We start from the raw sequence: 24,859 nt of genomic DNA, 5'->3' as shown, positions 1-24,859 counted from the left end.
CCTAAGCAGCGAGATCGGATGCGTCCTGGTAGGACGCCATAGGACGGGTAGCGCCCGCGACCGTGGTCACCAGATCGCGAACGCGGAAGAACGTGGCAGTGACCACCTCGTTGGCACGGCTGTAGTCGACATCGCGCTCGTAGAGCGAAACGAGCGCACGGCCCATGCCATAGGTGCCCGCGGCAGCAGTGAGCGCCTTGACGGCAAACCCAATATGCGGCGTCTGCTTGACGAGTGCGCGGGTGACCGCGCGGATCACAAGACCGCCGGCAAGCACGCCCGCGACCTCGTAGCCGCGCTCAGGCTTAATGCCGCGTCCAAAGACGGCAGCGAGATCAAAGAGCATGCCCACCTGCGCCAGCGCCATAACGGGATAATCGGCGCCCGGCAAAAACACCAGTGCACCGGTCGCCATATTGGTGAGCGCGCACGAGGTGATGATACGGTTGGCCGCCGCGATGCGCATGAAGGCAAAGTTCGCCGCAAAAGCCGTTTCCTTGTCGGTGCGATCGAGAATCCAGCGGGCAAGCGTCTCGAGCAGATACGTCTTATCGGTTGCCGCTACCACGCCGAGCATGGGCGTGGACTCCTCGATAAACGGCACCTCCACAGCAGACTCGGCAAGCACGCACACGGGCGCGCCGGCGATCACGAGCTCCTGCACGGCACTCTCCAAGCGGTCGGAACCACACGAGAGCACCAGCACCACATCGGTATCGGTCTTTGGAGCAATTCGCTCCTCCCCCAGACGCTCGACGCGCACAATGCCCGAGGTCGTCTGCGGCACAAAGGCGTCACGCACCGTCTCGGCCAGAAAGCGCGAGGCGGACGAATCCAGATAGACCGAGACGCGCACCGGCGTATCGGAATCCTTCTTAACGGACGCGCCCATCTTAAAAGCGCGGGTCAGCTTATCTACGGGAATTTTCATAGCAAACCCCTCCAGCGGTTACGCGGCGCCCGAACGATGCCGCCATATGGATTGTACGATACCCACCGTCAGCAGCTGAATCATCATCGAAGACGAACCGAAGCTAATAAACGGTAGCGGAATACCGGTAATCGGCATCATGCCGATGCACATGCCGATGTTTTCGAAAGTCTGGAACGCCCACATGCCAACGATGCCCACACACGAAAGACGCAAAAACAGCGACTCGCACTTAAAGGCGACGCGAATCGTCGAAAAGATCAGCAGAACGTAGAGGCACAGGAGCAAAAAGGAACCGCAAAAGCCAAAGGTCTCGGACAGGAAGGCGAAGACGAAGTCGGTGTGGAACTCAGGCAGAAAGCCGCCGGCCGACTGCGTCGCATGGCCCAAACCCTTACCAAAGAAGCCGCCCGAGCCAACGGCGATAAGCGACTGCTGCAGGTTGTAGGCATCATCCGAATCGGCATTATCGGGGTCGATAAAGACCGTCAGACGGTTCATCTGATACTGCTTGATGAGCACATCGTGGCCGAGCAACGAATCAAAGACCGAATCGAGCGCCAGGACGAGGGCCACCAGGCCCACGAGCAGGGCCAGGGTCGACAGCACCCATTCGCGGCGCGCACCGCTCATACAAATGACGATGGCGCCCGAAACCAGCACGACCAGGCCCGAGCCCAGGTCACCCATGGCAACGACGGCCAAAAACGGAATAGACAGCATGCCGCAGAGCTTGACGTAGTCGCGAACGGTATCGATGCGACCGTTATACTGCGAACCAAGCGTAGCAATAAAGAAGATGGTGATGAGCTTGGCAAGCTCAACCGGCTGGAATGTCAAGCCGATACCGGGAATCTTGATCCAACCCGTCATGCCCAGACCGCCCGTATAGGACAGACCCGGAATCTTGGGCGAGAAGATCACGATCAGGTCGATGACGAGCAACGCCGTCGAGAAATTGGAAATACCGCGAAGGTCGGTACGCCAGACGAGCACCGCCAGCACCGCTCCGATGCCAATTCCCAGCAGATGGCGTGAGAACGAAGCATCGGCCTTAAACTGCGAAGCCGACCAGATAATGATGGCACCGTAGGCGACGAGCGCCACTGTAGCCACGAGCACACCGATATGCACCTTTTGGCGAAACGTGCCGCGCGAGGCCGAAAGTTGCTTGTTGACGCGGTCCAGGCTGCTGCGAGAGCCGGTCTTGGTTGAGCGGAACAGATCCGCCGGAGAAAAATCCATCGCAACCTCCTATCGAACCGAAGAATCGCCCGAGGCCGAAGAGGTATCGGGCTCGTCATAAATCACGCCGAGCACGTCGCGCACGACATGCATCGCGGTATCTGAGCCACCGCCGCCCTGCTCCAGGACGGTAGCGATGACATACTTGGGGTCATCGGCCGGTGCATAGGCGCAGAACCACGCGTATTCATCCTCGCCACTTTTCTCGCCCGTGCCCGACTTGCCGTATACCTGCGGCGTCAGGGTGCCAAAGTGAGCCGCCAGGGACGTCGATGCCGTGTAAATCACGTCGTGCATGCCGTTGCGAACAAGAGCCAAATCCGAATCGCTGTTGATCTTGGCCTCCAGGCGCTTCTTCTTGCCCTTGCCGTTGTACTTATAGGCATCGCCGTCGCCATCGCGCGACACGGCAGACAAAAACACGTGAGGCACGTACTGTTTGCCGCCGTTGGCAAGACCCATATAGGCACACGCCATCTGCAGGGGCGTCACCAGGATGTCACCCTGACCGATGGCAATGTTGGTCATATCGCCGGCATTCCACTTGCGGTCCTCGGCAGATGCGTCGGTGAAGTACGACTCTTTCCACTCGGCATCGGGAATACGGCCCGCGCCCTCACTCGGCAGATCGATACCGCAGGTCTTGCCTAGACCCCAGCGACGAAAGACCTCCTGCAGACCCTCGGGATGTTGCTCGTCATAAAAGAACGCCTTGCCCATGTCGTAGAAGACAGGGTCGCACGAGTTGGCGATACCCGACTGCAGCGTCATGGTGCCGTGGCCGGAATGCAGCCAGCAGTACTTGCCCCACGACTTGCCCAGACCCGTCCAATAACCCGTGCAGTTGGTCGTCTGCCCCGACGTGTAGGTTCCAAACTCAAGACCGGCCAGTGCCGAGAGCGGCTTGATGGTCGAGGCCGACATGTACTGTCCGCTAATGGCGCGGTTGAGCAGCGGGTGGGAACCCTTGTCATCATTGAGCTCGGTCCACACGTCATTTGAGACGCCGCCGATAAAGACGGACGGATCGAACTTGGGCTGGCTCGCCATGCCCAGGATCTCGCCATTGTTGGGATCGAGACACACTACAGCGCCGTTGCCGGCATTGCTGTAGCCAGTGGTCTTGGCAAGCTCGATAGCGCTCGCCAGCGCCGTCTCGCAGGCCTGCTGGATCTTAAGGTCGAGCGTGAGCTTAATGTCAGAGCCGGCCTTCGCGGGCACGGCGCCGGCCTGACCGGTCACATTGCCCGAGGCATCGACCTTGACGGTCTGCTCGCCACGAATACCCTGCAGCAGGTTTTCGTAGTAGCTCTCAACGCCCGCCTGGCCCACGATATCGCCCGACTGGTACGTAATCTTGCCAGCAGAAGCATCATCATCGCCAGAGGTTTTCTTATTCTGGGCCTCGAGCTGCTCGGAGGTAATGGTGCCGGTATAGCCCAAGATATGGCATGCCGTCTCGCCATATGGATACTGGCGCTCGGTACGCTCGGCAATCTTGACGCCCGGGAACTCGCCGGCATGCTCCTGAATATAGGCAACCGTGGAGCGACGGACGTCCGTCGCGATGGTATGCAGGCTCTGAGCGCCCTCTGTATTGTCCTGAATATTACGAAGGACCGCCACGTAAGGCATTCCAAGCACGTTGGCAAGATGGCGAACCAGAACCTCATCCTCGGCAAGGTCGCGGTAGGCCACGACAGCAAGTGAGGGACGGTTCTGGACAAGCGCCACGCCATTGCGGTCGAGGATGCGACCGCGCACAGCGGGTGTTGTAACGGTGCGAGTCTGATTACTATTGGCCTGCTTCTCGTAATAGTCCGATGAGACCATCTGCATGCCCCACAGCTTGACGGCAAGCGCCGCAAACATCGCGCCCACACCCGTGGTGAGGATGGAAAAGCGGCCCTTAAAGGCGGTCGACGCGGTATTGCCCTCGCCCTCGGTGGCGCGCGGGGCCGTTCCATGCTGCGTATCGTAGGTAAAACGGGAATCGCCACGACGCATGACGACCAGCGCGACCACGATGGCCACAACCAGCACGATACCGGCGATAATAACCGTCATCTGGGAAGACATCTACGGGCCTCCCCTATTTGAGCTTGCGGGTCTTGGGCTTAAAGCGCATACCCGTCTGGCGTCCGCCACGTGCGGAGAATCCATAGCCGGACTGCGGCACGACGCCGGACATCAAAAACGGAATGGCAACCAGACCCGTCAGGATCGAAGACGGCAACGCATGCCCAAAGATCGCCACGACAAAGCTCGTCTCCAAACCCATAAACAGCAAGATGATGCTGTAGATCACATTAATGACGAGCGCAAAGGCGCCCACGGTGATGCCGCGCGCACTCGGAGTACCGCCCGTCTGACCGACGGCGCTGTGCACCAGGGCAAAAGAGCCCACGGTCAGCAGGAGCGACATAACGCCCACCGGCACGGCAGCGGACAGGTCATAAAACAAGCCGCTGCAAAAACCGCACACGACGGCACGGGTCGGGTCGCCCGAGAACACGCTTAGGCACACCAGGATAATCATGAAGTTGACGCGACCGCCCGCAATGGAGATCTGCGGTGCCAGGCCTGCCTGCAGCAGCACGCACACGATGGCGGCGATCACAAACGTACGGGAGCTCATCCCCTGCTCGTGTAGATCCATGGACATGCCCCCTATTCGCTCGAGCCAGAATCGGTCGTCTCGGACGTGTCGGAACTGTCATCCGAGCTCTCGTCCTTCGTCTTGGTCGCAGCGTCGCGCGACGTTCCCTGCGGCGTGCTGTTGGCCGTGCTCACGTCCTCATCCGAGGCCGATTGTTCGTCGGTCAGCGAGGTGATGACCAGCACTTCCTCGTTGTTCTCGGCCGTGGTCTGAGCGCGCACCACAATGGTGTAGTACACGTCGTTTGCCGATTTCTCAACCGACGAGACGGTGCCGAGCGGTAGACCCTTGGGGAACACGCCACCGATGCCCGAGGTCACGATGATGTCGCCAACCTTAACATCGGAGTCGACGCTCACGTACTCAAGACGCAGCGTGCCGTCAGCCTGACCCTGCAGCATGCCCTGGGCGCGCGTGTCCTGCACCATGGCGGATACGCCGGAGTTCTCGTCGCCAATCAGGCGCACGGTGGACGTTTTGGCCGAGACTTCGATGATCTGGCCGATAACACCGGCCGAACTCGTCACAGGCATGTTGATGGTAAGCCCGTCGGCAGAACCCTTATCAATCGTGACGGTCGAGGTCCAGGCATCGCCCGAGGCACCAACGATACGAGCTGCGGTCGATTTGAGGTTGTAGGTCGACTGCAGGCCGACCAGCCCCTCCAGACGCTCAGCGGTCTTTTGAGCCTCAGAAAGCTCGGCGACCTTAGAGGTCAGCTCCTCATTTTGCTTCTTGAGCTCGTCGAGCGTGTCCTGCGACGCCGTTAGGTTAGAGAACACGTTGCCAATCGCATTGAAGGGAGCCGCCACAGCCGAGCCCACAAAGCGCACCGGAGAGGTAATCGTCGTTACGCCCGAACGCACGGCATGAATCGGCCCTGCCTCGCCCTCGCGGATGTAAAACGTGAGCAGCAACACCGAAATCAGGCTGAAAACAATCAACGGGCGCATACCCGTTGATTGTCGCTTGGTATTCAGATTTGTGGAGAAACCCGAAGATCGTGCCAAATGGAATCCACCTTTTGGAAATTAAGCATTGGTCTGGACGAAGCCGCCATCAAACGCATTGGCCTCGAGCACGCGGGCGCAGCCGTTAACGACATTATCGAGCGCCGTGGGGCTGACGTTGACCGAAACACCGGTCTCATCGCGCAGGCGCACGTCGAGACCGCGCAGCAGCGCACCGCCACCGGTCAGCAAAATGCCGTAGTACATAAGGTCCGAGGCAAGATCGGGAGGCGTAGCGTCGAGTGCGTCCTTGACGGCCTTGGCCATCTCGTCGAGTGGCTTGTTGAGTGCGCGACGAATCTCCTCGCTCTCGATGCGCACGGTCTTGGGCAGACCGGTGATCACGTCGCGGCCGTTGACCTCGACGTCGAGCTCGTCCTTGAGCGGAACGGCGGAACCGACCTTGATCTTGATGTCCTCTGCCGTACGCTCGCCGATGGCCAGGTTGTAGGCATCGCGAACGTGCGTGAGGATGGCCTGGTCGAACTCGTCACCGGCAATACGGATGGACTGCGAGACGACGATGCCGCCCATAGCGATAACAGCGACCTCGGTGGTACCGCCACCGATGTCGATGACCATGGAGCCGGTGGGTTCCTCGACGGGCAGGTCGGCGCCGATAGCGGCGGCCATAGGCTCTTCGATCAGATAGGCCTGGCGGGCACCGGCCTGGATCGTGGCCTCAAAGACAGCTCGCTTCTCGACCGACGTGACGCCGGAAGGAACGCAGACGACAACGCGCGGACGCGGGGTCCACGGATAGCGCTTCTCGGACGCCTTGTCGATAAAGTAGCGAAGCATGGCCTCGGTAACATCGAAGTCGGCGATGACGCCGTCCTTAAGGGGACGAACGGCCACGATGTTGCCGGGCGTACGGCCGAGCATGCGCTTTGCCTCGATACCGACCGCCAGGATGCGCTCGTCGTTCTTGTCGATGGCGACAACAGAGGGCTCGCGAATGACGATGCCCTTGCCGCGCACGGAGACAAGCGTATTTGCGGTGCCGAGGTCGATGGCAAGATCGCCCGCATAGCTACCGAAGAACATATCCATCAAAGAAAACAACGCAACTCCTGATGTGTTGGATGATTGCTGGAAAACTACTAGCTCATCATACTAGCGCAAGCCCGGCACCTCACTTGCGGTGAAGCGCCGGGCAAAGCTAAATCCCATAAGGTCACTACTGGTTGTCAGCAGCCGAGAAATCCATATCGAGCGAGGAAACGGCCCAGCCGATATGGTTATCGGAGCGCACGAATTTGACGGTGTACTCCTGCTCGCCGCCCTTGGACAGCGATGCCTTAACCTTAGCGGTCGTCTCGGTCATGGACTGATCCATGCCCTCGACGGACACGGTGGCACCCTGCGGAATCGAGGAGATGATCATCGACTTGGCGTCCTCGGACAGGCTCGAGGCCAGGCAAGACTCGGCCTTTGCGGTGTCACCGTCGCCGGCAGCCTGGAACAGATCGGTAACGACAGACTCCTGGGACGGGAAGCCAAAGCCGCGCGTGTAGGCAAAGCCCAGACCGCCCGCGGCGATCAAAATGAGCAGAAGCAGCACGATGAAGACTTTGAGACCCGTGTGACGATGGCGGCGACGAACCTTGGCCTGCTTACGATCCTGACGGTCCTGCTGGACCATCTCGGACTCGGACAGCGTAAAGAAGCCGGTGTCCGAGGGATCGGGCATAAACTGACCGGTCGCGCCCGTAGGATCGAGCGGATCGACGGCAGGAGCGTCCATCGCGGGCGCCGGAGCCGTGGCCATAGCCGTCTGGGCAGACAGCGCGGCAAGCGAATCGTGCACGCGGGCAAGCTCATCGGCCTGCTCGGAGGTGAGCTGGTAGATGCCATCGGCAGTAGCGGCGTTAAAGGCGTCGAGTGCGTCGGAGGGGCGGCCGGCGGCAGAAAGTGCCTGACCCATGCCGGCGTTGAGCGCACGCGTGTCGTCGCGGGGGCCGGCAAAGTCGATAGCCGTGCGGTAGGTCTCCACGGCATCCGCCGGACGGCCGAGCTTAATGAAGCAACGACCAAGCTCGCCGAGTGCGGCGGCAGGAGCCGGATTGGCGCCGTCGATGGCAGCCTGACGGAAGGCAGTACCCGCGTTGGCATAGTCGCCCGACTGGAACAGCGCGTTACCCAGGCCCAGATAGGCCTTGAACGGCGTGGCATAGGAAGCATCCTGCGTAGCAGCAGAGAACGCCTGGGCGGCCGTCGTGTAGTCGCCCACGGCGGCGAGTGCCTTGCCGCGGTTGGTGAGCAGCGCGCCGCGCTTGCCGTAGGTGCCGTCATTGAGGGCGGCAGCATAAGCCTCGGCGGCCTCGGCATACATGCCCAGGTGCATCAAGGCGTTGCCACGAAGGTGATCGGCCTCGCCCATAATCTCATCGGGAGTTTTTGCCGCCCCAAGCATCTGGGCTGCAGCGGAAAAATCACCCGCGCGGTAAGCGGCGCGGCCCTGTTGGATCAGCTGGCTATTCAAGGAAGTCCCCTTTACTCGTGAACGATCTCGACATGGACGATCTCGTCGCCGGCACGCAGCTGCGAAATCACATCGAGACCCTCGACCGTGGTACCAAAGACGGTGTAACCGGAATCGAGGTTATGCTGGGCACCCAGGCAGAAGTAGAACTGCGAACCCGCGGAATCGGGGTCCATGGAGCGTGCCATGGCAAGGGCGCCATCGACATGGCTGTTGCGCGGATTGGTGGCAAACTCGCCCTTGATGCAGTAGCCGGGGCCACCGGTACCGGGCATGCCGTCGGGGCCCTCAAGGCCGGCAGCGACGTCGGCGCCGGACATGTCGCGGGTATTGGGGTCGCCACCCTGAATGACAAAGCCGGGCACATAGCGATGGAACTTAAGGCCATCATAGAAACCCATCGTGGAAAGCTCGCAGAAGTTCGCGACATGAATGGGAGCGCCCTCACCGTCAAACTTGACCTTGATGGTACCCTTCGACGTCTCGATAACGGCGCACTCGTCGCCGACAAGCTGATACTCGGGCGTGTAGAGCTCTTTCTTAAAACCAAACATGTGGTTCCTTCCTCGTGCGTTTAAAGCATATTTGTACGAATTGTAGCAATAAGCATGCGCTTACATCAATTGCGCACGTAGGTTATGCCGACTATGGCGAACTAATTTTAGGAACGCTGCTGCGGCTTCCAGGAACCCACATTGGCGTCGTACTGGTTCAGCGCGCTGTTGCCGCCCTGCGCGATGGGAGCCAGGATCTCGCTTTGGTGGGAACTCATCGACTCGCCATCGGGAATGGCCAGCGAGATGTCCCAACTCTGGCAGATCACGTCGACACGCTCGTACATCCACTCGGCAAGCTGCTTTAAGTGGGCGATGTCATCCGCATAGACCGTATCGTCCTGGTACTTAAGGTTGTTGAGCTCATCTTGCGTCTTTTTGATCTGGTCGCGCAGGGCGTAGGCACTCTGCGACAGCTCCTGACGGGTGGACAGCGGCGTTCGGAGATAACCGTTGTTAAAGGAATCGATGACCTCGCCGATCTGGTCCTCGTCGCCGTAGGACACGATGGTCTGATACAGACCATCGAGCCTGGTATAGAGCTGATCATCGGTCAGCACGGTTTCTTCCTGGACCACCTCGGCAGAATCGTCCTGCTTGGTATCGTCCTCAGTCGCCTCGCCCTTTTGGCGCGTAGGGAAGGTCGTCTGCGCGGCCTGGCCAAACTGGTCATAGAAGCCAGGCATGACACCCATGGGATCGGCTGTCACGAACCAATAGGCACCGCCGCAAAGGACGGCAAGGACCGCGATGACGATGAGCGGCTTGGGGATATGACGCTTGTGCTTGTGATAGGCGTCCTCGTCGGGATGCACCTTGCGCTTGGGTTTTTGAGCATCGTCGTGCAAGGAAACCGGCGTGGGAATATCGACCTTGGGAATACCGAAATCCTTATCGAAAGCCGGCAGCACGCATGTCTCGTTAGGATCGGCGGCGTCCGAAAGCACCGCAGCGGCAGAGGCCGGCGCATGCGGCACCTCGGTATCGATCTGCTCTTGCGTCAAGCGCGGAAAACCGGCGGTACGGCCCGCCGCCAGGTCAGATGCGGCAGCGTCCTCGGAAAGGATGCCCGGAGCGGGGCGTCCGCATTTGGGGCACGTACGATCATGCGGAGAAAGACGGGCACCGCAGCCCTCACAGAACACGAACTCGGTGTGCTCGGGGCCATCGCCCGGACCCACATAGGCGTTGCAGTAGGGGCAGAACGAGGCGCCGTCCTCGATAGTCTTAAGGCAATGCGGGCAGATCACGGCATCCTCTTTTCGAAGCAATTCAAACAATCGAGGTTAGAGCATAACATCGCCACGGCCCCACAGGAGCAAGGCACCAATTCAACATCGCCAGGGCGCGTAGTTACTTCTTCTTTTTGCTTGGCATCGAAACTTTGATGCCTTGGGCGGACTTGGTCACACGAGAGCGCTTAGCTCCGGTACTCTTCTTTTTCTTGGGCTGGGCCTGGCCCACGCCCTCGAGTGCGCGGGCCTCGGCCTCGCGAGCGGTGCGATCTTCGCGGCGCTGCGCCATGTCGGCGGCGACGCGCTTGGCAAAACGCTCGGCCGTCGAACCCGTCGAGCTCACCTTGCCGCCACCGCGACCCAGGCGGACGTGCACACCGCGGCCAAAACCAGTTGCGACATGACGACGACGCGGCTTGAGCGAATCCATCATCGTGGCGAGCTTAAAGAACACCGAGCAGGTAAAGACCACGATGACAGCCAAGATAACCATCTGGCCCATCGACAGGTTGGCAATAGACAGCAACCCCGGGAATCCGATAACGCCCACCAGGATGCAGGCGACTACAAACACAAAGAGCACCACACGTAAGGGCGTGAGAGGCTGCGAGATGCGCCAGATCAGGCTGACGCTCGCCGCGCACGACGTAAGCAGACACATCGTAGACAGCGTGAGCTGGCTAAAGCCAAACACGCGCGCCACAAAGATATCGAGCGCCGCAGCCAGAATGACCGCAATCGACGCCGGCAGTGCACGCTTGAGTACATTCGTCAAAAACGCACCCTTCACGCGAGCATTGTTGGGCTCCAGGCCCAACACAAAGCCCGGCGCGCCGATGCAAAAGAAGTTGATGAGTGTCATCTGGATGGGCTCGAAGGGGTACGGCGGCAGCGCAATGCACAGCGCCGCCAGGCCCATCGAGAACAGCGTCTTGGTCAGGAACAGCGAGGCCGAACGCTGCAGGTTGTTGATGGAGCGACGGCCCTCGGCCACCACGGCGGGCATCGAGGCAAAGTCGTTGTCGACGAGTACGATCTCGGCCACATTACGCGCGGCATCGGAGCCGGCCGCCATGGCGACGGAGCAGTCGGCTTCCTTGAGCGCCAGCACATCGTTGACGCCGTCGCCCGTCATGGCCACGGTGTGCTCGCGGCGCTTGAGCGCCTGCACGAGCTCGCGCTTCTGCTGCGGGGTCACACGACCAAAGACATGGTAGCGGTCCACTGCGGCATCGAGCTTGGCCGGCGTATCGAGCGTCGTGGCGTCCACATAAGCGTCCGCCCCCGGCACGCCCACCACGCGCGCGATCGACGACACCGTACGCGGGTCGTCGCCACTGATCACGTTGAGGGTCACGCCCTGCTCGTTGAAGTAGCCGATGGTCTCGGCCGCCGAGGTACGAATCTCGTCGCGGATGGTCACAAAGCCCACGGGCTCGGCCTCGCCCACCATATCGCCATCGGGCGTAAAGCCGTCCACGCGCGCCACAACGAGCACGCGGCAGGTATCGGCAAGCTCGGCGACACGGTTCTCGACCTGCGAAAACACATGATCAGAGAGCACAAACTGCGCCGCACCCATCACATAGGAGCCCTGCGAAAACGACGCGCCGCTCCATTTTTTGGAGGACGAGAACGGAATGACCGACAGCGGCTCAGACACCTCGACCGGGCGATCGGCGTAATAGTTGAGAAGCGCCTGGCAGGTCTCGTTGGCATCGGCCGAAGTCGCACGCGCGACGTTAGCCAGCGCAAAATCGAGTACCGTGGTATCGACGGGAACGACCGCCTCGTCCGAGCCGGCGCCTAGGCTCACGACCTCAACCGGCAGCGGATACGTGCCCTCGACCTCCATGCGGCCCGACGTGATGGTGCCCGTCTTGTCCAGGCACAGCACGTCGACGCGAGCGAGCGTCTCGATGCAGTAGAGCTGCTGTGCCAGCACCTTGCGGCGAGCCAGGCGCACCGTGGCGATGGCGAGCACCGACGAGGTCAGCAGCACCAGGCCTTGCGGGATCATGCCCAGCAGGGCGCCCACCGTGGACAGCAGCGCCGACGAAGGCACATGACCAGCCAACAACTCGGAGAAGCACCACGAAAGCGCGCTATCGCCCGGGGTTCCCGCGGCATCCCACAGCTCGCTCACACTTGAGGCAAACAACGCCAAACCGAGCGGGATCATGATGATGCTCGCAAAGCGCACGATGGCGTTAAGCGCGTTCATGATCTCGGAATTGACCTTTTTGACGTACTTGGCCTCGTTATTAATTTTAGCCACGTAGTTGTCGGCGCCGACATGAATCACGCGGGCGCGCAGCAGGCCCGAGTCGATAAAGCTGCCGCTCATGAGCTCGGAACCAGGCTGTTTCTTAATAAGGTCGCTCTCGCCCGTCAGCAGGCTCTCGTTCACGAGTGCCTCGCCCGAGACCACCACGGCGTCAGCGGGAATCTGGTCGCCGCGCCCCAGGCGAATGATATCGTCGAGCACGATCTGGTCCAGGTCGAGCTCCACCTCGACGCCGTCGCGCACCGCGATGGCCTTCTTGGAGGTCAGCAGCGTGAGCTTATCGACCATCTTCTTGGAACGCATGGACTGAATGACGCCAATAGCGGTATTGAGGAACACCACGAACAGGAACGTCAGATTCTTAAACGAACCGGTCAAAATGACCAGGAACGCCAAGATCACGTTGATCAAATTGAACAGCGTGCAGAGGTTCTCGATGATGAGCTCTTTGACCGACTTGGTCTTAAGTTCCTTGTTGCGGTTGATCTTACCGGCGGCGATGCGCTCCTCGACCTCGGCGGTCGAGAGTCCGCGCTCGATATCCGTTACTGCCATACCACGTCCCATCACGTCGCGTCGGTATAAGAAAAACCGCCCGGACCATGCGAGGTTCGGACGGTCTTACGTTCGATGGTGCCCCATGTTGGATTCGAACCAACGACCTTCTGCTCCGGAGGCAGACGCTCTAATCCCCTGAGCTAATAGGGCGAACGACTGGCATTATACCCAAGTGCGTCATGGGCTAACAAAAGAAAAGAAAAAGCTTTGCAATTCCGTGGGAGACGAGGCGCAACGGCCCACTTTAGAAGGCAAAAGCGAGTCAGATAGTATAAACTCACATGCACCATATACACGGCTCGCGATGCGGGCCGTTTTTGCAAAAGTTATCCATCGAGGTGAGAGGCACACCATGATTGCAATTTTAAAGCAGAGCGCCAGCGACGAGGCCGTAAGCCATATCGTCAGCTGGATTGAGAAAAAGGGTCTGAAGACCGATGTCTCGCGCGGCGAGAACGAGACGATCATCGGCCTGGTGGGCGATACGACCAAGATCGACCCGTTCCTGCTCGAGTCCATGGACGTCGTCGAGCGCGTGCAGCGCGTCTCCGAGCCGTTCAAGCGCGCCAACCGCAAGTTCCACCCCGAGGACTCCGTCATCGACTGCGGCCACGGCGTCAAAATCGGCGGCGACCAGTTCCAGGTCATCGCAGGCCCCTGCTCCGTCGAGGGCGAGAACCTCATCCGCATCGCCCGTCGCGTGAAGGCCGCCGGTGCCACGATGCTGCGCGGCGGCGCCTACAAGCCCCGCACGTCCCCGTACGCCTACCAGGGCATGGGCCCCGCCGGTCTGGACCTGCTGTGCGAGGCCTCGGCCGAGCTCGACATGCCGATCGTCACCGAGATCATGGACCCGCGCGACGTGCAGGTCTTCTTGGACAAGAAGATTGACGTCATGCAGATCGGCGCCCGCAACGCCCAGAACTTCCCCCTGCTCAAGGAGGTCGGCAAGACCCAGACCCCGATTCTGCTCAAGCGCGGCATGTCCGGCACGATCGACGAGCTGCTCATGGCTGCCGAGTACATCATGAGCGAGGGCAACGACAACGTCATCCTGTGCGAGCGCGGCATCCGCACCTTCGAGACCCGCACCCGCAACACCTTCGACCTTAACGCCGTGCCGGTGCTGCACCACCTGTCGCACCTGCCCGTCGTTGCCGACCCCAGCCACGCCACCGGCTACACCCGCTACGTTGAGCCCATGGCGCTCGCGGCGACCGCCTGCGGCGCCAACGGTCTGGAGATCGAAGTCCACGACGAGCCCAGCCGCGCATGGTCCGACGGCGCTCAGGCCCTCACCCCCGACCAGTTCGACGACACCATGCGCCGTATCAGCGCCATCCGCGAGGTCGTCTGCCAAGAGACCATGGAGTAGCCCATGGGTACGGTGAGAAACGCGCGCGTTAACCAGGGCGGTCCCAAATGCGCCGGCATCGTGGGCCTGGGCCTCATCGGCGGCAGCTTTGCCCGCGGCTATGCGCAGGCGGGCGTCCGCGTGCTGGCCTGGGACCCCGACGATGACGTCATGACGGCCGCCAGCATGGGCACCGTCGCCGGCGAGCTCAACGACGAGACGCTCGGCGAGTGCGACATCATCGTGCTGGCCTGTTACCCCGAGGCCTGCATCGAGTGGCTCGAGGCGCACGCCCAAGCGCTCGCCGACGCCACCGATACCGAGGCCATCATGGGGCCCGTGGTGATTGACACCGTGGGCGTGAAGGGCATCGTGTGCGAGCGTGCCTTTGAGCTCGCCCGCGAGCACGGTTTTTACTTTGTGGGCGCTCACCCCATGGCAGGCACCCAGTTCTCGGGCTACGCCCACTCCCGTGCCGACCTGTTCCAGGACGCCCCGCTGGTGCTCGTACCGCCCGCGGTGGACGACGCCCTTAAGCTCGAGCTTTTAGGCCAGGTGCGCGAAATGGTGCGCCCCCTGGGCTTTGGCAAGTTCAGCGTGACCAGCGCTGCCGAGCACGACCGCGTCATCGCCTTTACGAGCCAGCTCGCGCACGTCGTCTCAAACGCCTACGTCAAAAGCCCGACCGCCCAGGTTCACCACGGTTTTTCGGCCGGTAGCTACCGCGACCTTACCCGCGTGGCGCACCTCAACCCCCAGATGTGGTCGGAGCTCATGATCGACGACGCCGACGCGCTCGCCTTCGAGATCGACCATCTGATCGAGGCACTCGGAGCCTACAGCCGTGCGCTCAAAGACCGCGACCAGCGCTATCTGGAAAATCTCCTTGCCGAGGGCGACCGCATCAAGCGCGCGCTCGACGACGAGGCCTCCCGCTAGATCATCTACCACGCCAGGTCGAAAGGACCGAAGCTTATGGCGATTACCATCGATATCGACACCGCACGCCCCTACCAGGTGCATGTCGGCACGTTTTTGCTGGAGCAGGCGGGCCCACTCGTCCGCGCCACCGCTGGCGGGTCGCGCGCCGTCATTGTGACGGACACCAACGTGGGCCCGCTCTACCAGATGCCCGTTAAGCAGAGCCTGGAGGCCGCGGGCTATGCGGTGAGCATCTGCACCTTCGAGGCTGGCGAGGCACGCAAGCGTGCCGAGACCTACATTGCCATCCTGGAGTTTGTGGCCGAGCATGAGCTTTCCCGCTCCGACGTGATCGTGGCACTCGGCGGCGGCGTTGTGGGCGACGTGGCCGGCTTTGTGGCCGCCACCTACATGCGCGGCTGCAAGTTTGTGCAGATCCCCACGAGTCTGCTCGCTATGGTTGATTCGTCGGTGGGCGGCAAGACGGCCATCGACCTCGCTGCCGGCAAAAACCTGGCCGGCGCCTTTTGGCAGCCGAGCGTGGTCATTGCCGACGTGGGATGCCTAGCCACCCTCACGCCCGAGCAGTTCGCCGACGGCTGCGGAGAGGTCGTCAAACACGCCGTGATCGCCGACCCCGAGCTTTTCACCGAGCTGGAGAAGGCCCCGCTCACGCTGGAGCTCCTCAACCAGGACGTGGCCCGTGTGGCGCTCATCATCGCCCGCAATATCGACATTAAACGCGCCGTGGTTGTCGCCGATGAACGCGAGACCAACCAGCGCAAGCTCCTGAACTTTGGTCACAGCGCCGGACACGCTGTCGAAGCCTGCGAGCACTTTGAGCTCGGCCACGGCAACTGCGTGTCGATCGGCATGGGCATTATCACGCGCGCCGCAGCGCTGCATGGCATTTGCGACGCCGAGCTGCCGGGGCGCATCGAAGAGCTCTGTGCGCGCCACGGTCTCAAGACCCGCTGCGACTTGGATGCCGACGCCGTCTTTGCCGAGGCGCTGCACGACAAAAAACGCACCGGTGACACGATCGACCTGGTGATTCCGCACGGCATCGGCCGCTGCAGCATCGACCGCACGCCGCTTTCCACCTTCCACGATTTAATTGCCGAGGGCCTCGGCCAGAAGGGAGACGCTTCCGCATGCTAGCCCGCATCACCCCGTCCCCGCTCAAGGGCACCGTTCCCGCCATCGCGTCCAAGTCGATGGCGCACCGCCTGATCATCTGCGCAGCACTCGCCAACGGTGAGACACACGTCGCCTGCAATACCACCTGCGCCGACATCGAGGCCACGGTCCGCTGCCTTACGGCACTCGGCGCCCGCATCGAGACCGTCGAGGACGGATTCCAGGTCCATCCAACCATGAAGAGTATTGAGTTTGGCCTGCTCAAGGCACTTGCCGGCGGCACGCTCGACTGCGGCGAGAGCGGCTCCACGCTCCGCTTTATGCTGCCCGTCGCCTGCGCGCTGGGAGCAGAGGCCACATTTGTGGGCCAGGGCCGTCTGGGCGCCCGCCCGCTCTCCCCGCTCTCGGACGAGATCATCGCCGCCGGCTGCGACCTGCAGGGTCTGGGCGGCTTTCCGCTCAAGACGAGCGGCCGCATGCGCCCGGGCACCTTTGTGCTGCCGGGCAATGTGAGCTCGCAGTACATCTCGGGCCTGCTGCTGGCGGCCCCGCTGCTGTCCCAGCCCTCCTGCGTGCAGGTGACCGGGCTCATCGAAAGCCGCCCCTACATCAACCTCACGATCCAGGCCATGAAGGCCTTCGGCGTCGAGGTCAACGTCGAGCGCATCCCCGCCAAGAATGGCAAGCCCGAGGTCACAAACTTCCGAGTGAGCAGCGGCTCGTACCGCACGCCCGGCAGCGTGGCCGTCGAGGGCGATTGGTCCAATGCGGCCTTTTGGCTGTGCGCCGGCGCCATCGGCTCCGACCCCATCACCGTGGAAGGCGTATCGCTGAGCTCCGCGCAGGGCGACCGCAACGTGCTCGCCGCGCTTTCGCGCTTTGGCGCCCGCATCGTGCGCTCCACCAACGCCGCCACCGTGCAGTCCGACAAGCTCGCCGGCTTCGAGATGAGCGCCCACGACATTCCCGACCTGGTACCCGTCATCTCTGCCGTGGCATCGCTGGCCCAGGGCCGCACGTTCATCCGCGACTGCGCCCGCCTGCGCATCAAGGAATCCGATCGCCTGGTCACCACCACCCGCGAGCTCACCGCGCTGGGCGCACAGGTGCGCATTGCCGGCGACGACCTCATCATCAAGGGCGTCGATGCCTTTACCGGCGGCGAGGTCGATTCGCACAACGACCATCGCATCGCCATGATGGCCGCCATCGCCGCGAGCCGTGCCACCGGCGAAGTCGTGATCCACGGCGCCGAGGCTGTCAACAAGTCCTATCCCGATTTCTTCGACCACTACCGCCTGCTGGGCGGCAAAGTCACGCTCGAGGAGGAATAGCATGTCCTCGACCTTTGGCAACGTATTGCACCTGAGCATCTTCGGCCAGTCGCACTCCCCCGCCATCGGCTGCTCGCTTGATGGCATACCCGCTGGCATTGCCGTTGACCAGGAGCAGCTACAGGCCTTTTTGGATCGTCGCGCCCCCGGTCGCGACGAGACCGCAACCAAGCGCCGCGAGGCCGACGCCGCACACATCATCGCCGGCGTGGTCGATGGACACACCACCGGCGCACCCATCGCAGCGATCATTGAGAACACCAACACGCGCTCCAAGGACTATTCCGAGCTGCGCCGCAAGCCCCGTCCGGGACATGCCGATTACCCGGCGCGTGTGAAGTACCGCAACATGCACGATGTCGCCGGCGGCGGGCACTTCTCCGGCCGCCTGACGGCCCCCCTGTGCATCGCCGGCGGTATTGCGCTGCAGGCACTCGAGGCCCGTGGCATCAAGGTCATGGCGCACGTCGCGCAGATCGGTGGCATCTCCGACCTGCCCATGGATGATATGGTCTATCGCGAGGCTGACCGCAAGGCGATCCTTACAAATGACCTGCCCTGCATTGACGCCGCTGCTGCCGGCCGCATGCGCGAGGAGATTCTGGCCGCGCGCGACGAGCTCGACAGCATCGGTGGCATCGTGGAGTGCGGCATCTACGGTCTGCCTGCAGGCATCGGCGACCCCATGTTCGACGGCATCGAGAACCGCATCGCGCACATCGCGTTTGGCATTCCCGCCGTAAAGGGCGTGGAGTTTGGTATGGGCTTTGCCGTGGCCGCCATGCGCGGCAGCGAGAACAACGACCCGTATCGTATCGATGCCGAGAACGGCAAGATCGAAGTCGAGTCCAATAACGCCGGCGGTATCTTGGGCGGCATCTCCACCGGCGCGCCCGTCATGTGGCGCATGGCCGTGAAGCCGACGCCCTCCATCGGCCGCGAGCAGCAGACCGTGGACATGGACGCCATGGAAAATGTCGAACTCTCGGTCCACGGTCGTCACGATCCCTGCATCGTCCCCCGAGCTGTCCCCGTAGCCGAAGCAGCCGCAGCGCTGGCCATCTGGGACGCCCTCCTCGAGGACGCAGGCCAGCTCTAACCCGACTCACCTGGGTTGCCTGTCAACTCTGCCATTACGTGAAAGGGGCCTCCATGGACCTTGCCGATATTCGCCAGACCATCGATGGCATCGACACCACGCTCCTCAATAGCTTTGTCGAGCGTATGGACATTGCCACCGAGGTCGCCAAATCAAAGATCGAGATGGGCAAGGCCGTCTTTGACCCCGCCCGCGAGCGCTCAAAACTCAACAACCTCGCCAGCCGCGCGCCCGAGCGCTACGAGGCGCAGACCATCACCCTGTTCCGCCTCCTTATGAGCATGAGCAAGGCCGAGCAGCAGCGCTACATCAACGAGCTCAAGGGCATCACCGTCTCGCAAAAGGCCCACGCCACGGCTGCAGCCTTTGACACGCCCTTCCCTCAAACGGCCACAGTTGCCTGCCAGGGCGTGGAAGGTGCCTATAGCCAGATCGCCGCGTGCAAACTCTTCGACGTGCCCGACATCGCGTTTTTCGAGACCTTCGAAGGCGTTATGCGCGCTGTGCGCGACGGCTTCTGCGAGTTTGGCGTGCTGCCCATCGAGAACTCCACCGCCGGCTCGGTCAACGCCGTCTACGACCTGCTCGCCCAGTTCGACTTCCACATCGTGCGCTCGCTTCGCCTCAAGATCGACCACAACATGCTCGTCAAGCCCGGCACCAAGCTCGCCGACGTGCGCGAGGTTTACAGCCACGGCCAAGCCATTGCCCAGTGTGCGGGCTTTATCGAGTCCCACGACCTGCACGCCACCAAGTACCCCAACACCGCCATGTCGGCCGAGATGGTCGCCAATTCCGACCGCACCGATGTTGCCGCCATCGCATCGCGCAGCTGCGCGGCACTCTATGGCCTGGAGGTGCTGGAGTCCAACATCCAGGACTCGGACAACAACTACACGCGCTTTGTCGTCATCAGCCGCGAGCCACGCGTCTATCCCGGTGCCAACCGTACCTCGCTCATGATCACCACGGCCAACGAGCCGGGCGCCCTCTATCGCGTGCTCGAGCGCTTCTACGCACTCAACATCAACCTCATCAAGCTCGAGAGCCGCCCCATCCCCGGTCGCGACTTTGAGTTTATGTTCTACTTTGACCTGGACTGTCCCTTTGGCAGCAAGGCCCTCGACGACCTGCTCGATTCGATCGACGACGTATGCGAGAGCTTCACCTACTTTGGCAGCTACACGGAGGTGCTCTAGATGACCGATACCGCCGCAACCCGCCCCTACGGCGTGCTGGGCCGCGTGCTGGGCCACAGCTACACCCCGACCATCTACAAGGAGCTGGCGGGGCTTGAGTACGTGCGTTTTGAGCGCGAGCCCGAGGATCTTGAGGCTTTTATGACGGGCGACGAATGGGAGGGCACCAACGTGACCATCCCCTACAAGCGCGCCGTCATGGAATACCTGGACGAGCTGAGCCCGCTCGCCGAGCGCATGGGCAACGTCAACACCATCACGCGCCTGCCCGACGGCCGCCTGCACGGCGATAATACTGACTACTTCGGTTTCCAGTGCCTGGTCGAGGAGTTGGGCGTTGAGGTTGCCGGCAAGAAGGCCCTCGTGCTCGGTGCCACCGGCGGCGCCGGCACCACGGCAAGTATGGTGCTGGGAGACATGGGCGCCATCGTCGTACCCGTGGGTCGCACGAGCGAGGTCAACTACGACAATATCGCGCAGCAGTCCGACGCCTCCCTACTCGTCAACTGCACGCCCGCCGGCATGTTCCCCCATTGCCCCGACGCGCCTTGCACGCTCGAAGGCCTCGATGCGCTCGAGGGCGTCATCGACATTGTCTACAACCCCGCCCGCACGGGCCTGATGCTCGAGGCCGAGCGCCGCGGCATCCCCTGCATCGGCGGCCTGCTTATGCTTGTTGCCCAGGCGGCACAAGCTGTCGAGCGCTATACCGGCAAAGCCACCCCGCGCGAGAGGATCCTGGACGTAACGGAGCGCCTGTCACGCCGCGAACAGAACATCGCGCTGATCGGCATGCCGGGCTCGGGCAAGACCCGCGTGGGCGAGCAGATCGCCCAGCTCACGGGCCGCGAGCACATCGATCTCGATCGCGCCCTCGAGGAGCGCCTGGGCATGCCCTGCGCCGACTTTATCATCAAGTGCGGCGAGGCGGCCTTCCGCGAGCAGGAGACGGCAGCGCTGGCCGACATCTCCAAGCGCAGCGGCTTGGTGCTCTCCACCGGCGGCGGCGTGGTTACGCGCGACGAGAACTACCCTCTGCTGCACCAAAACAGCCAAATCGTGATGCTCAACCGCAAGCTCGACGAGCTCGCCCACAAGGGCCGCCCCATCACCGCGCGCGACGGCATCGACAAGCTGGCCGAGCAGCGTATGCCGCGCTACCGCGCCTGGGCCGACTACATCATCGACTCACGCGACTGCGCCGCCAACACCGCCCATGCCCTCCTCGACACCCTCCCACCCGCTCTCTAACCAAAACCACCACAAAGGGGGCAGGCACCTTTGTGGTGGTTTTTCAACTGCAAAGGAAGCAACCATGAAAGCACTCGTCATTAACGGCCCCAACCTCAACATGCTCGGCATTCGCGAGCCAGGCATCTACGGCAGCGACAACTACGATCGCTTAGTGCAGATCTGCCAGGAAGCGGGTGCCGCACAGGGCTTCGACGAGGTCGAGGTCTTCCAGTCTAACCACGAGGGCAGCATCGTCGACAAGATCCAGGAGGCTTACGGAAAGGTCGACGGCATCGTCATCAACCCGGCCGCCTACACGCACACAAGCGTGGCCATCCTGGACGCGCTCAAAGCCGTCGCCATCCCGGCTGTGGAGGTCCACATTAGCGCAGTCGAGACCCGCGAAGACTTCCGCCAGGTGAGCTACGCCCGTCTGGCCTGCTTCGCCACCATCACCGGAGAGGGCCTGAAGGGCTACGCCCACGCGTTGGAGCTGCTGAAAGAGCATCTCGAAAAGTAAAATGCCAACCCCAACAAACAGCAGCGGCTTGCTCGCGCTCGGCTCCAGCAACACACAAGATGAAAAAAGCCCAGACCACCAAGCGGTCTGGGCTTAATAAACGATGGTGCTCCATGGCGGATTCGAACCGTCGACCTTGGGATTAGAAGTCCCCTGCTCTATCCAACTGAGCTAATGGAGCAAATAACCGCACGCCCAAGCAAGCACAAGCCTGTCAGGCGCAAGTAATTATAACCTAGTTGAACTGCTCGCGGTACGCCTTGCAGACCTCATCGACCGGGCCGTCCATGCGAAGGTCACCCTTCTCAATCCAAACGGCACGCTGGCAGATGCGCTCAACCTGCTCCATAGAGTGCGAAACGAACAGAACCGTCACGTCGCCGCTCTGGATAAAGTGCTGGATGCGGGCCTCACACTTTTGCTGGAAGAACACATCACCGACGGACAGCGTCTCGTCAACGATCAGAATATCGGGCTCGGTAATCGTCGCGATTGCAAAGGCGATACGCGCCACCATGCCCGAAGAGAAGTTCTTAAGCGGCATATCGACAAAGTTCTGCAGCTCAGCGAACTCGATAATGCCGTCAAAGTTGGCGTCGATGAACTCCTTGGTATAGCCGAGCAGGGCGCCGTTCAGATAGATGTTCTCGCGGGCGGTCAGCTCGGGGTCAAAGCCGGCGCCAAGCTCAATCAGCGGCGCGATGTTACCGTGCACCTTAACGCTGCCCTCGCTAGGCTCAAGAACGCCAGCGATAATCTTGAGCATCGTAGACTTGCCGGAGCCATTGGTGCCGACCAGACCCACAACCTCGCCGCGATGAATATCAAACGAGATGTGCTTAAGCGCCCTAAACTCCTCAAAGAACAGCTCGTGCTTGGCAAGCTTAATGAAGTACTCCTTGAGGTTGGTCAGCGACTCGGACGCCATGTTAAAGATCATGGTGACGTCGTCGACCTCGACAGCCAGAGGCTGCTCGCTGTAATCAACAACAGATTCAGTCATCACAGCACTCCTTAGATGTAGAGGATAAATTTGCGCTCGGACTTATGGAACACGGTATAGCCAATAATAAGCGCAAGAACCGCCCAAGCGACGCACATACCAAACGTCATAAGCGAGGGCGTAGTCTGGAACAGGAAGATATCGCGCATAAACTGCAGGTAGTTGAACATGGGGTTCGCATACATCAAGATACGCACGAGATGCGGCATTTGCGCAATATAGTCAGTCGTCCAGAAGATGGGCGTAATGTAAGTCCACGCCGTAATGACGACGCTCCACAGATGCATAACGTCGCGGAAGAAGACCGTAAGGGCAGAGAGCATCATGCCCAGGCCCATGCAGAAGCACATAAGCAGCAGCAGGCAGACCGGCAACAGAATCAGGTGCCAAGAAGGCATAACGCGGAACCACAGCATGACGATGGCGACGGCGACCAGCGAGAAGGCAAAGTTGACCAGCGAGAAGAGCACCTTCTGCACCGGGAAAACCCAGCGGTGCACCTTAACCTTCTTGAGCAGAGGGGCAGCGCCCACGATCGACGTCAGGGCCTGGTTAGTAGACTCAGACATGACGGCAAAGGTGATGTTACCCACGATCAAGTACAGCGGGTACATCTCGGGCGTCATTGAGCCATTGCGGCCCTGGCCAAAAATCGTCGAGAACACGATGGCCATGACGATCATCATCAGCAGCGGGTTGAGCACCGACCATGCGACGCCCAGAACGCTACGGCGATACTTGATCTTAAAATCCTTGGTAACCAGCTGACGAAGGATAAACGCGTCCTTCTCAAATTCGTTCTTAGCAAACGTCGCAGGCAGACTGCGAGTTTCTTGTTGCTTTGTCTGATCCGGCACGGATGCAACTCCTTTACTCGTAATCGTTGACAAACGAACAGTATAGACCCGACGGCCATGCAAACGATTCGCGCAACAAAACTGGAGAACTAACCCACATCTTAGGATGCCAGGCCCAAACGGCTATACTTTCTAGGATTGAATGTATAAGGAGCATTAAGTGAATTCTGAATCCATCGCCGTCATCATCCCTTGCTACAACGAAGCGCTCACGATCGGCAAAGTCATCGACGACTTTCACCGCGAGCTTCCGCAGGCGACGGTCTATGTCTATGACAACAACTCGTCGGACGATACCTCACGCATTGCCACCGAGCACGGCGCCACAGTCCGCTTTGAGCCCCGTCAGGGAAAGGGCAACGTGTGCCGCCAGATGTTTCGCGATATCGACGCCGATTGCTACCTGATGGTCGACGGAGACGACACCTACCCCGCCGAGGCGGCCAAGGCCCTCTGCGAGCCCATCCTTAACGGCACGGCCGACATGACCGTAGGCGATCGCCTTTCCAACGGCACCTACGCCGAGGAGAACAAGCGTGCCTTCCACGGCTTTGGCAATAATCTGGTCCGCGCCATGATCAAGTGGATCTATGGCTACAGCTTCGATGACGTCATGACAGGCTACCGCGCCATGAGCCGCCCGTTCGTTAAAACCTTCCCAGTGCTTTCCGAGGGCTTTCAGATCGAAACCGAGCTCTCGATCCACGCCGTCGACCACCGCTGGCGCATCAAAGATGTGCCCATCGAGTACCGCGACCGTCCCGAGGGTTCCGAGTCCAAACTCAACACCGTGAGCGACGGCATTAAAGTCGTTGCGATGATCGGCACGCTGTTCAAGGACTACCGCCCGCTGAAGTTCTTCAGCCTCGTTGCGCTTCCGTTCGCGGTATTCGGCCTCGCCCTGGGCATGCCCATCGTTGTCGAATATTTCCAGACCGGCCTCGTCCCGCGCTTCCCCACCGCTATGCTCGCCGCCTCGTTTATGTTCCTGTGCGGCCTGAGCCTTGCGACCGGCTTCATCCTAGATTCTGTAGCAAAGGTCGAAAAAAAGCAGTGGGAGGTCAACGTGTACAGCAAATACGCCTACGACGACCAGCCCGGCCACCCTACTTCCATGCCAAGCGAGAGGTAGATCTTCCGCAAAATACTATTGGCACCACTGCGCAGATAGCCACCAATCAGAACCACCCTTAAAAAGGGTGGTTTGCTCTTAGGGTATAACCCACGGGCCCCGG

The 24,859-nt window shown here is 61.2% G+C and carries 21 protein-coding genes and 2 tRNA genes; 9 read left to right on the top strand and 14 right to left on the bottom strand.

The window, feature by feature from the left end; translation table 11 throughout:
- Position 1: 1 nt before the first annotated feature.
- The 11 genes from PGW49_RS01045 to PGW49_RS00995 all read right to left on the bottom strand — a co-directional run bounded on the left by PGW49_RS01045 (position 2) and on the right by PGW49_RS00995 (position 13,114).
- The gene (locus PGW49_RS01045) at positions 2–931 is read right to left on the bottom strand and encodes a YcjF family protein (RefSeq protein WP_270225092.1); all 930 of its coding nucleotides are present in this window, start codon (positions 929–931) and stop codon (positions 2–4) included.
- 18 nt (positions 932–949) lie between these two features.
- Positions 950–2,176, bottom strand: a complete 1,227-nt coding sequence (locus PGW49_RS01040; RefSeq protein ID WP_022094759.1) for an FtsW/RodA/SpoVE family cell cycle protein — start codon at positions 2,174–2,176, stop codon at positions 950–952.
- 9 nt (positions 2,177–2,185) lie between these two features.
- Positions 2,186–4,255, bottom strand: a complete 2,070-nt coding sequence (mrdA, locus tag PGW49_RS01035; protein WP_270225089.1) for a penicillin-binding protein 2 — start codon at positions 4,253–4,255, stop codon at positions 2,186–2,188.
- Between the two features lie 13 nt (positions 4,256–4,268).
- Positions 4,269–4,835 carry a rod shape-determining protein MreD gene (locus tag PGW49_RS01030; RefSeq protein ID WP_117745941.1) on the bottom strand — a complete coding sequence of 189 codons (567 nt, stop codon included), beginning with the start codon at positions 4,833–4,835 and terminating at the stop codon, positions 4,269–4,271.
- 11 nt (positions 4,836–4,846) lie between these two features.
- Complete coding sequence (gene mreC, locus PGW49_RS01025) at positions 4,847–5,788, bottom strand: rod shape-determining protein MreC (protein WP_082421788.1); 942 nt, start codon at positions 5,786–5,788, stop codon at positions 4,847–4,849.
- Positions 5,789–5,866: 78 nt separating this feature from the next.
- Positions 5,867–6,898 carry a rod shape-determining protein gene (gene mreB, locus PGW49_RS01020; RefSeq protein WP_006236061.1) on the bottom strand — a complete coding sequence of 344 codons (1,032 nt, stop codon included), beginning with the start codon at positions 6,896–6,898 and terminating at the stop codon, positions 5,867–5,869.
- A gap of 127 nt (positions 6,899–7,025) precedes the next feature.
- Positions 7,026–8,330 (bottom strand): tetratricopeptide repeat protein, encoded by a 1,305-nt coding sequence (locus tag PGW49_RS01015; protein ID WP_055309859.1) that lies wholly within the window; start codon positions 8,328–8,330, stop codon positions 7,026–7,028.
- Positions 8,331–8,341: 11 nt separating this feature from the next.
- The gene (locus PGW49_RS01010) at positions 8,342–8,884 is read right to left on the bottom strand and encodes a peptidylprolyl isomerase (RefSeq protein ID WP_055249980.1); all 543 of its coding nucleotides are present in this window, start codon (positions 8,882–8,884) and stop codon (positions 8,342–8,344) included.
- 107 nt (positions 8,885–8,991) lie between these two features.
- Positions 8,992–10,134: a zinc ribbon domain-containing protein gene (locus PGW49_RS01005; protein WP_270225079.1), complete on the bottom strand. Its 1,143-nt coding sequence runs from the start codon at positions 10,132–10,134 to the stop codon at positions 8,992–8,994.
- 103 nt (positions 10,135–10,237) lie between these two features.
- Complete coding sequence (locus tag PGW49_RS01000; RefSeq protein ID WP_270225078.1) at positions 10,238–12,961, bottom strand: HAD-IC family P-type ATPase; 2,724 nt, start codon at positions 12,959–12,961, stop codon at positions 10,238–10,240.
- A gap of 76 nt (positions 12,962–13,037) precedes the next feature.
- Positions 13,038–13,114, bottom strand: a tRNA-Arg gene (locus PGW49_RS00995).
- Between the two features lie 202 nt (positions 13,115–13,316).
- On the opposite strand from PGW49_RS00995, the gene aroF reads away from it, so the two are divergent.
- The 8 genes from aroF (at position 13,317) to aroQ (ending at position 21,764) form a co-directional block, all read left to right on the top strand.
- Positions 13,317–14,339 carry a 3-deoxy-7-phosphoheptulonate synthase gene (gene aroF, locus PGW49_RS00990; RefSeq protein ID WP_270225077.1) on the top strand — a complete coding sequence of 341 codons (1,023 nt, stop codon included), beginning with the start codon at positions 13,317–13,319 and terminating at the stop codon, positions 14,337–14,339.
- A 3-nt stretch (positions 14,340–14,342) separates the two neighbouring features.
- Positions 14,343–15,257, top strand: a complete 915-nt coding sequence (locus PGW49_RS00985; RefSeq protein ID WP_195234023.1) for a prephenate dehydrogenase — start codon at positions 14,343–14,345, stop codon at positions 15,255–15,257.
- Between the two features lie 36 nt (positions 15,258–15,293).
- On the top strand, positions 15,294–16,400 hold the full coding sequence (gene aroB / locus PGW49_RS00980; protein ID WP_195234021.1) for a 3-dehydroquinate synthase: 1,107 nt from the start codon (positions 15,294–15,296) through the stop codon (positions 16,398–16,400).
- Positions 16,394–17,713 carry a 3-phosphoshikimate 1-carboxyvinyltransferase gene (aroA, locus tag PGW49_RS00975; protein ID WP_195234019.1) on the top strand — a complete coding sequence of 440 codons (1,320 nt, stop codon included), beginning with the start codon at positions 16,394–16,396 and terminating at the stop codon, positions 17,711–17,713. Before aroB ends, aroA begins: the two co-directional genes overlap by 7 nt.
- Before the next feature lies 1 nt (position 17,714).
- Positions 17,715–18,812 carry a chorismate synthase gene (gene aroC / locus PGW49_RS00970; protein ID WP_270225074.1) on the top strand — a complete coding sequence of 366 codons (1,098 nt, stop codon included), beginning with the start codon at positions 17,715–17,717 and terminating at the stop codon, positions 18,810–18,812.
- A 53-nt stretch (positions 18,813–18,865) separates the two neighbouring features.
- Positions 18,866–20,011, top strand: a complete 1,146-nt coding sequence (pheA, locus tag PGW49_RS00965) for a prephenate dehydratase (protein WP_270225073.1) — start codon at positions 18,866–18,868, stop codon at positions 20,009–20,011.
- Complete coding sequence (locus tag PGW49_RS00960; RefSeq protein WP_138374971.1) at positions 20,012–21,262, top strand: shikimate kinase; 1,251 nt, start codon at positions 20,012–20,014, stop codon at positions 21,260–21,262. It begins immediately after the preceding gene.
- A gap of 64 nt (positions 21,263–21,326) precedes the next feature.
- Complete coding sequence (gene aroQ, locus PGW49_RS00955; protein ID WP_099431841.1) at positions 21,327–21,764, top strand: type II 3-dehydroquinate dehydratase; 438 nt, start codon at positions 21,327–21,329, stop codon at positions 21,762–21,764.
- A 104-nt stretch (positions 21,765–21,868) separates the two neighbouring features.
- Here the strand turns inward: aroQ and PGW49_RS00950 are convergent.
- The 3 genes from PGW49_RS00950 to PGW49_RS00940 form a co-directional block, all read right to left on the bottom strand.
- Positions 21,869–21,945 (bottom strand) — tRNA-Arg (locus PGW49_RS00950).
- A 54-nt stretch (positions 21,946–21,999) separates the two neighbouring features.
- Positions 22,000–22,767 carry an ABC transporter ATP-binding protein gene (locus tag PGW49_RS00945; RefSeq protein ID WP_006236046.1) on the bottom strand — a complete coding sequence of 256 codons (768 nt, stop codon included), beginning with the start codon at positions 22,765–22,767 and terminating at the stop codon, positions 22,000–22,002.
- Between the two features lie 11 nt (positions 22,768–22,778).
- A complete protein-coding gene (locus tag PGW49_RS00940; protein WP_270225060.1) occupies positions 22,779–23,624 on the bottom strand; it encodes an ABC transporter permease in 846 nt (281 codons plus the stop codon).
- Positions 23,625–23,784: 160 nt separating this feature from the next.
- Here PGW49_RS00940 and PGW49_RS00935 point away from each other — a divergent pair, with 160 nt between their 5' ends.
- Positions 23,785–24,756 (top strand): glycosyltransferase family 2 protein, encoded by a 972-nt coding sequence (locus PGW49_RS00935; protein WP_270225059.1) that lies wholly within the window; start codon positions 23,785–23,787, stop codon positions 24,754–24,756.
- Positions 24,757–24,859: the final 103 nt, after the last annotated feature.

This window comes from Collinsella aerofaciens, assembly GCF_027679495.1.
Classification (GTDB): Bacteria; Actinomycetota; Coriobacteriia; order Coriobacteriales; family Coriobacteriaceae; genus Collinsella; species Collinsella aerofaciens_AK.
Note: the sequence above shows the minus strand (reverse complement) of the source record. Positions and strands in the feature narration are given on the sequence as shown.

What these genes read in the sequence shown, in the direction of transcription:
- PGW49_RS01045 (WP_270225092.1), bottom strand. Translation starts at nt 931, where the DNA reads ATGAAAATTCCCGTAGATAAGCTGACCCGCGCTTTTAAGATGGGCGCG.
- PGW49_RS01040 (WP_022094759.1), bottom strand. Translation starts at nt 2,176, where the DNA reads ATGGATTTTTCTCCGGCGGATCTGTTCCGCTCAACCAAGACCGGCTCT.
- mrdA (WP_270225089.1), bottom strand. Translation starts at nt 4,255, where the DNA reads ATGTCTTCCCAGATGACGGTTATTATCGCCGGTATCGTGCTGGTTGTG.
- PGW49_RS01030 (WP_117745941.1), bottom strand. Translation starts at nt 4,835, where the DNA reads ATGGATCTACACGAGCAGGGGATGAGCTCCCGTACGTTTGTGATCGCC.
- mreC (WP_082421788.1), bottom strand. Translation starts at nt 5,788, where the DNA reads ATGCGCCCGTTGATTGTTTTCAGCCTGATTTCGGTGTTGCTGCTCACG.
- mreB (WP_006236061.1), bottom strand. Translation starts at nt 6,898, where the DNA reads ATGGATATGTTCTTCGGTAGCTATGCGGGCGATCTTGCCATCGACCTC.
- PGW49_RS01010 (WP_055249980.1), bottom strand. Translation starts at nt 8,884, where the DNA reads ATGTTTGGTTTTAAGAAAGAGCTCTACACGCCCGAGTATCAGCTTGTC.
- PGW49_RS01000 (WP_270225078.1), bottom strand. Translation starts at nt 12,961, where the DNA reads ATGGCAGTAACGGATATCGAGCGCGGACTCTCGACCGCCGAGGTCGAG.
- aroF (WP_270225077.1), top strand. Translation starts at nt 13,317, where the DNA reads ATGATTGCAATTTTAAAGCAGAGCGCCAGCGACGAGGCCGTAAGCCAT.
- PGW49_RS00985 (WP_195234023.1), top strand. Translation starts at nt 14,343, where the DNA reads ATGGGTACGGTGAGAAACGCGCGCGTTAACCAGGGCGGTCCCAAATGC.
- aroB (WP_195234021.1), top strand. Translation starts at nt 15,294, where the DNA reads ATGGCGATTACCATCGATATCGACACCGCACGCCCCTACCAGGTGCAT.
- aroA (WP_195234019.1), top strand. Translation starts at nt 16,394, where the DNA reads ATGCTAGCCCGCATCACCCCGTCCCCGCTCAAGGGCACCGTTCCCGCC.
- aroC (WP_270225074.1), top strand. Translation starts at nt 17,715, where the DNA reads ATGTCCTCGACCTTTGGCAACGTATTGCACCTGAGCATCTTCGGCCAG.
- pheA (WP_270225073.1), top strand. Translation starts at nt 18,866, where the DNA reads ATGGACCTTGCCGATATTCGCCAGACCATCGATGGCATCGACACCACG.
- PGW49_RS00960 (WP_138374971.1), top strand. Translation starts at nt 20,012, where the DNA reads ATGACCGATACCGCCGCAACCCGCCCCTACGGCGTGCTGGGCCGCGTG.
- aroQ (WP_099431841.1), top strand. Translation starts at nt 21,327, where the DNA reads ATGAAAGCACTCGTCATTAACGGCCCCAACCTCAACATGCTCGGCATT.
- PGW49_RS00945 (WP_006236046.1), bottom strand. Translation starts at nt 22,767, where the DNA reads ATGACTGAATCTGTTGTTGATTACAGCGAGCAGCCTCTGGCTGTCGAG.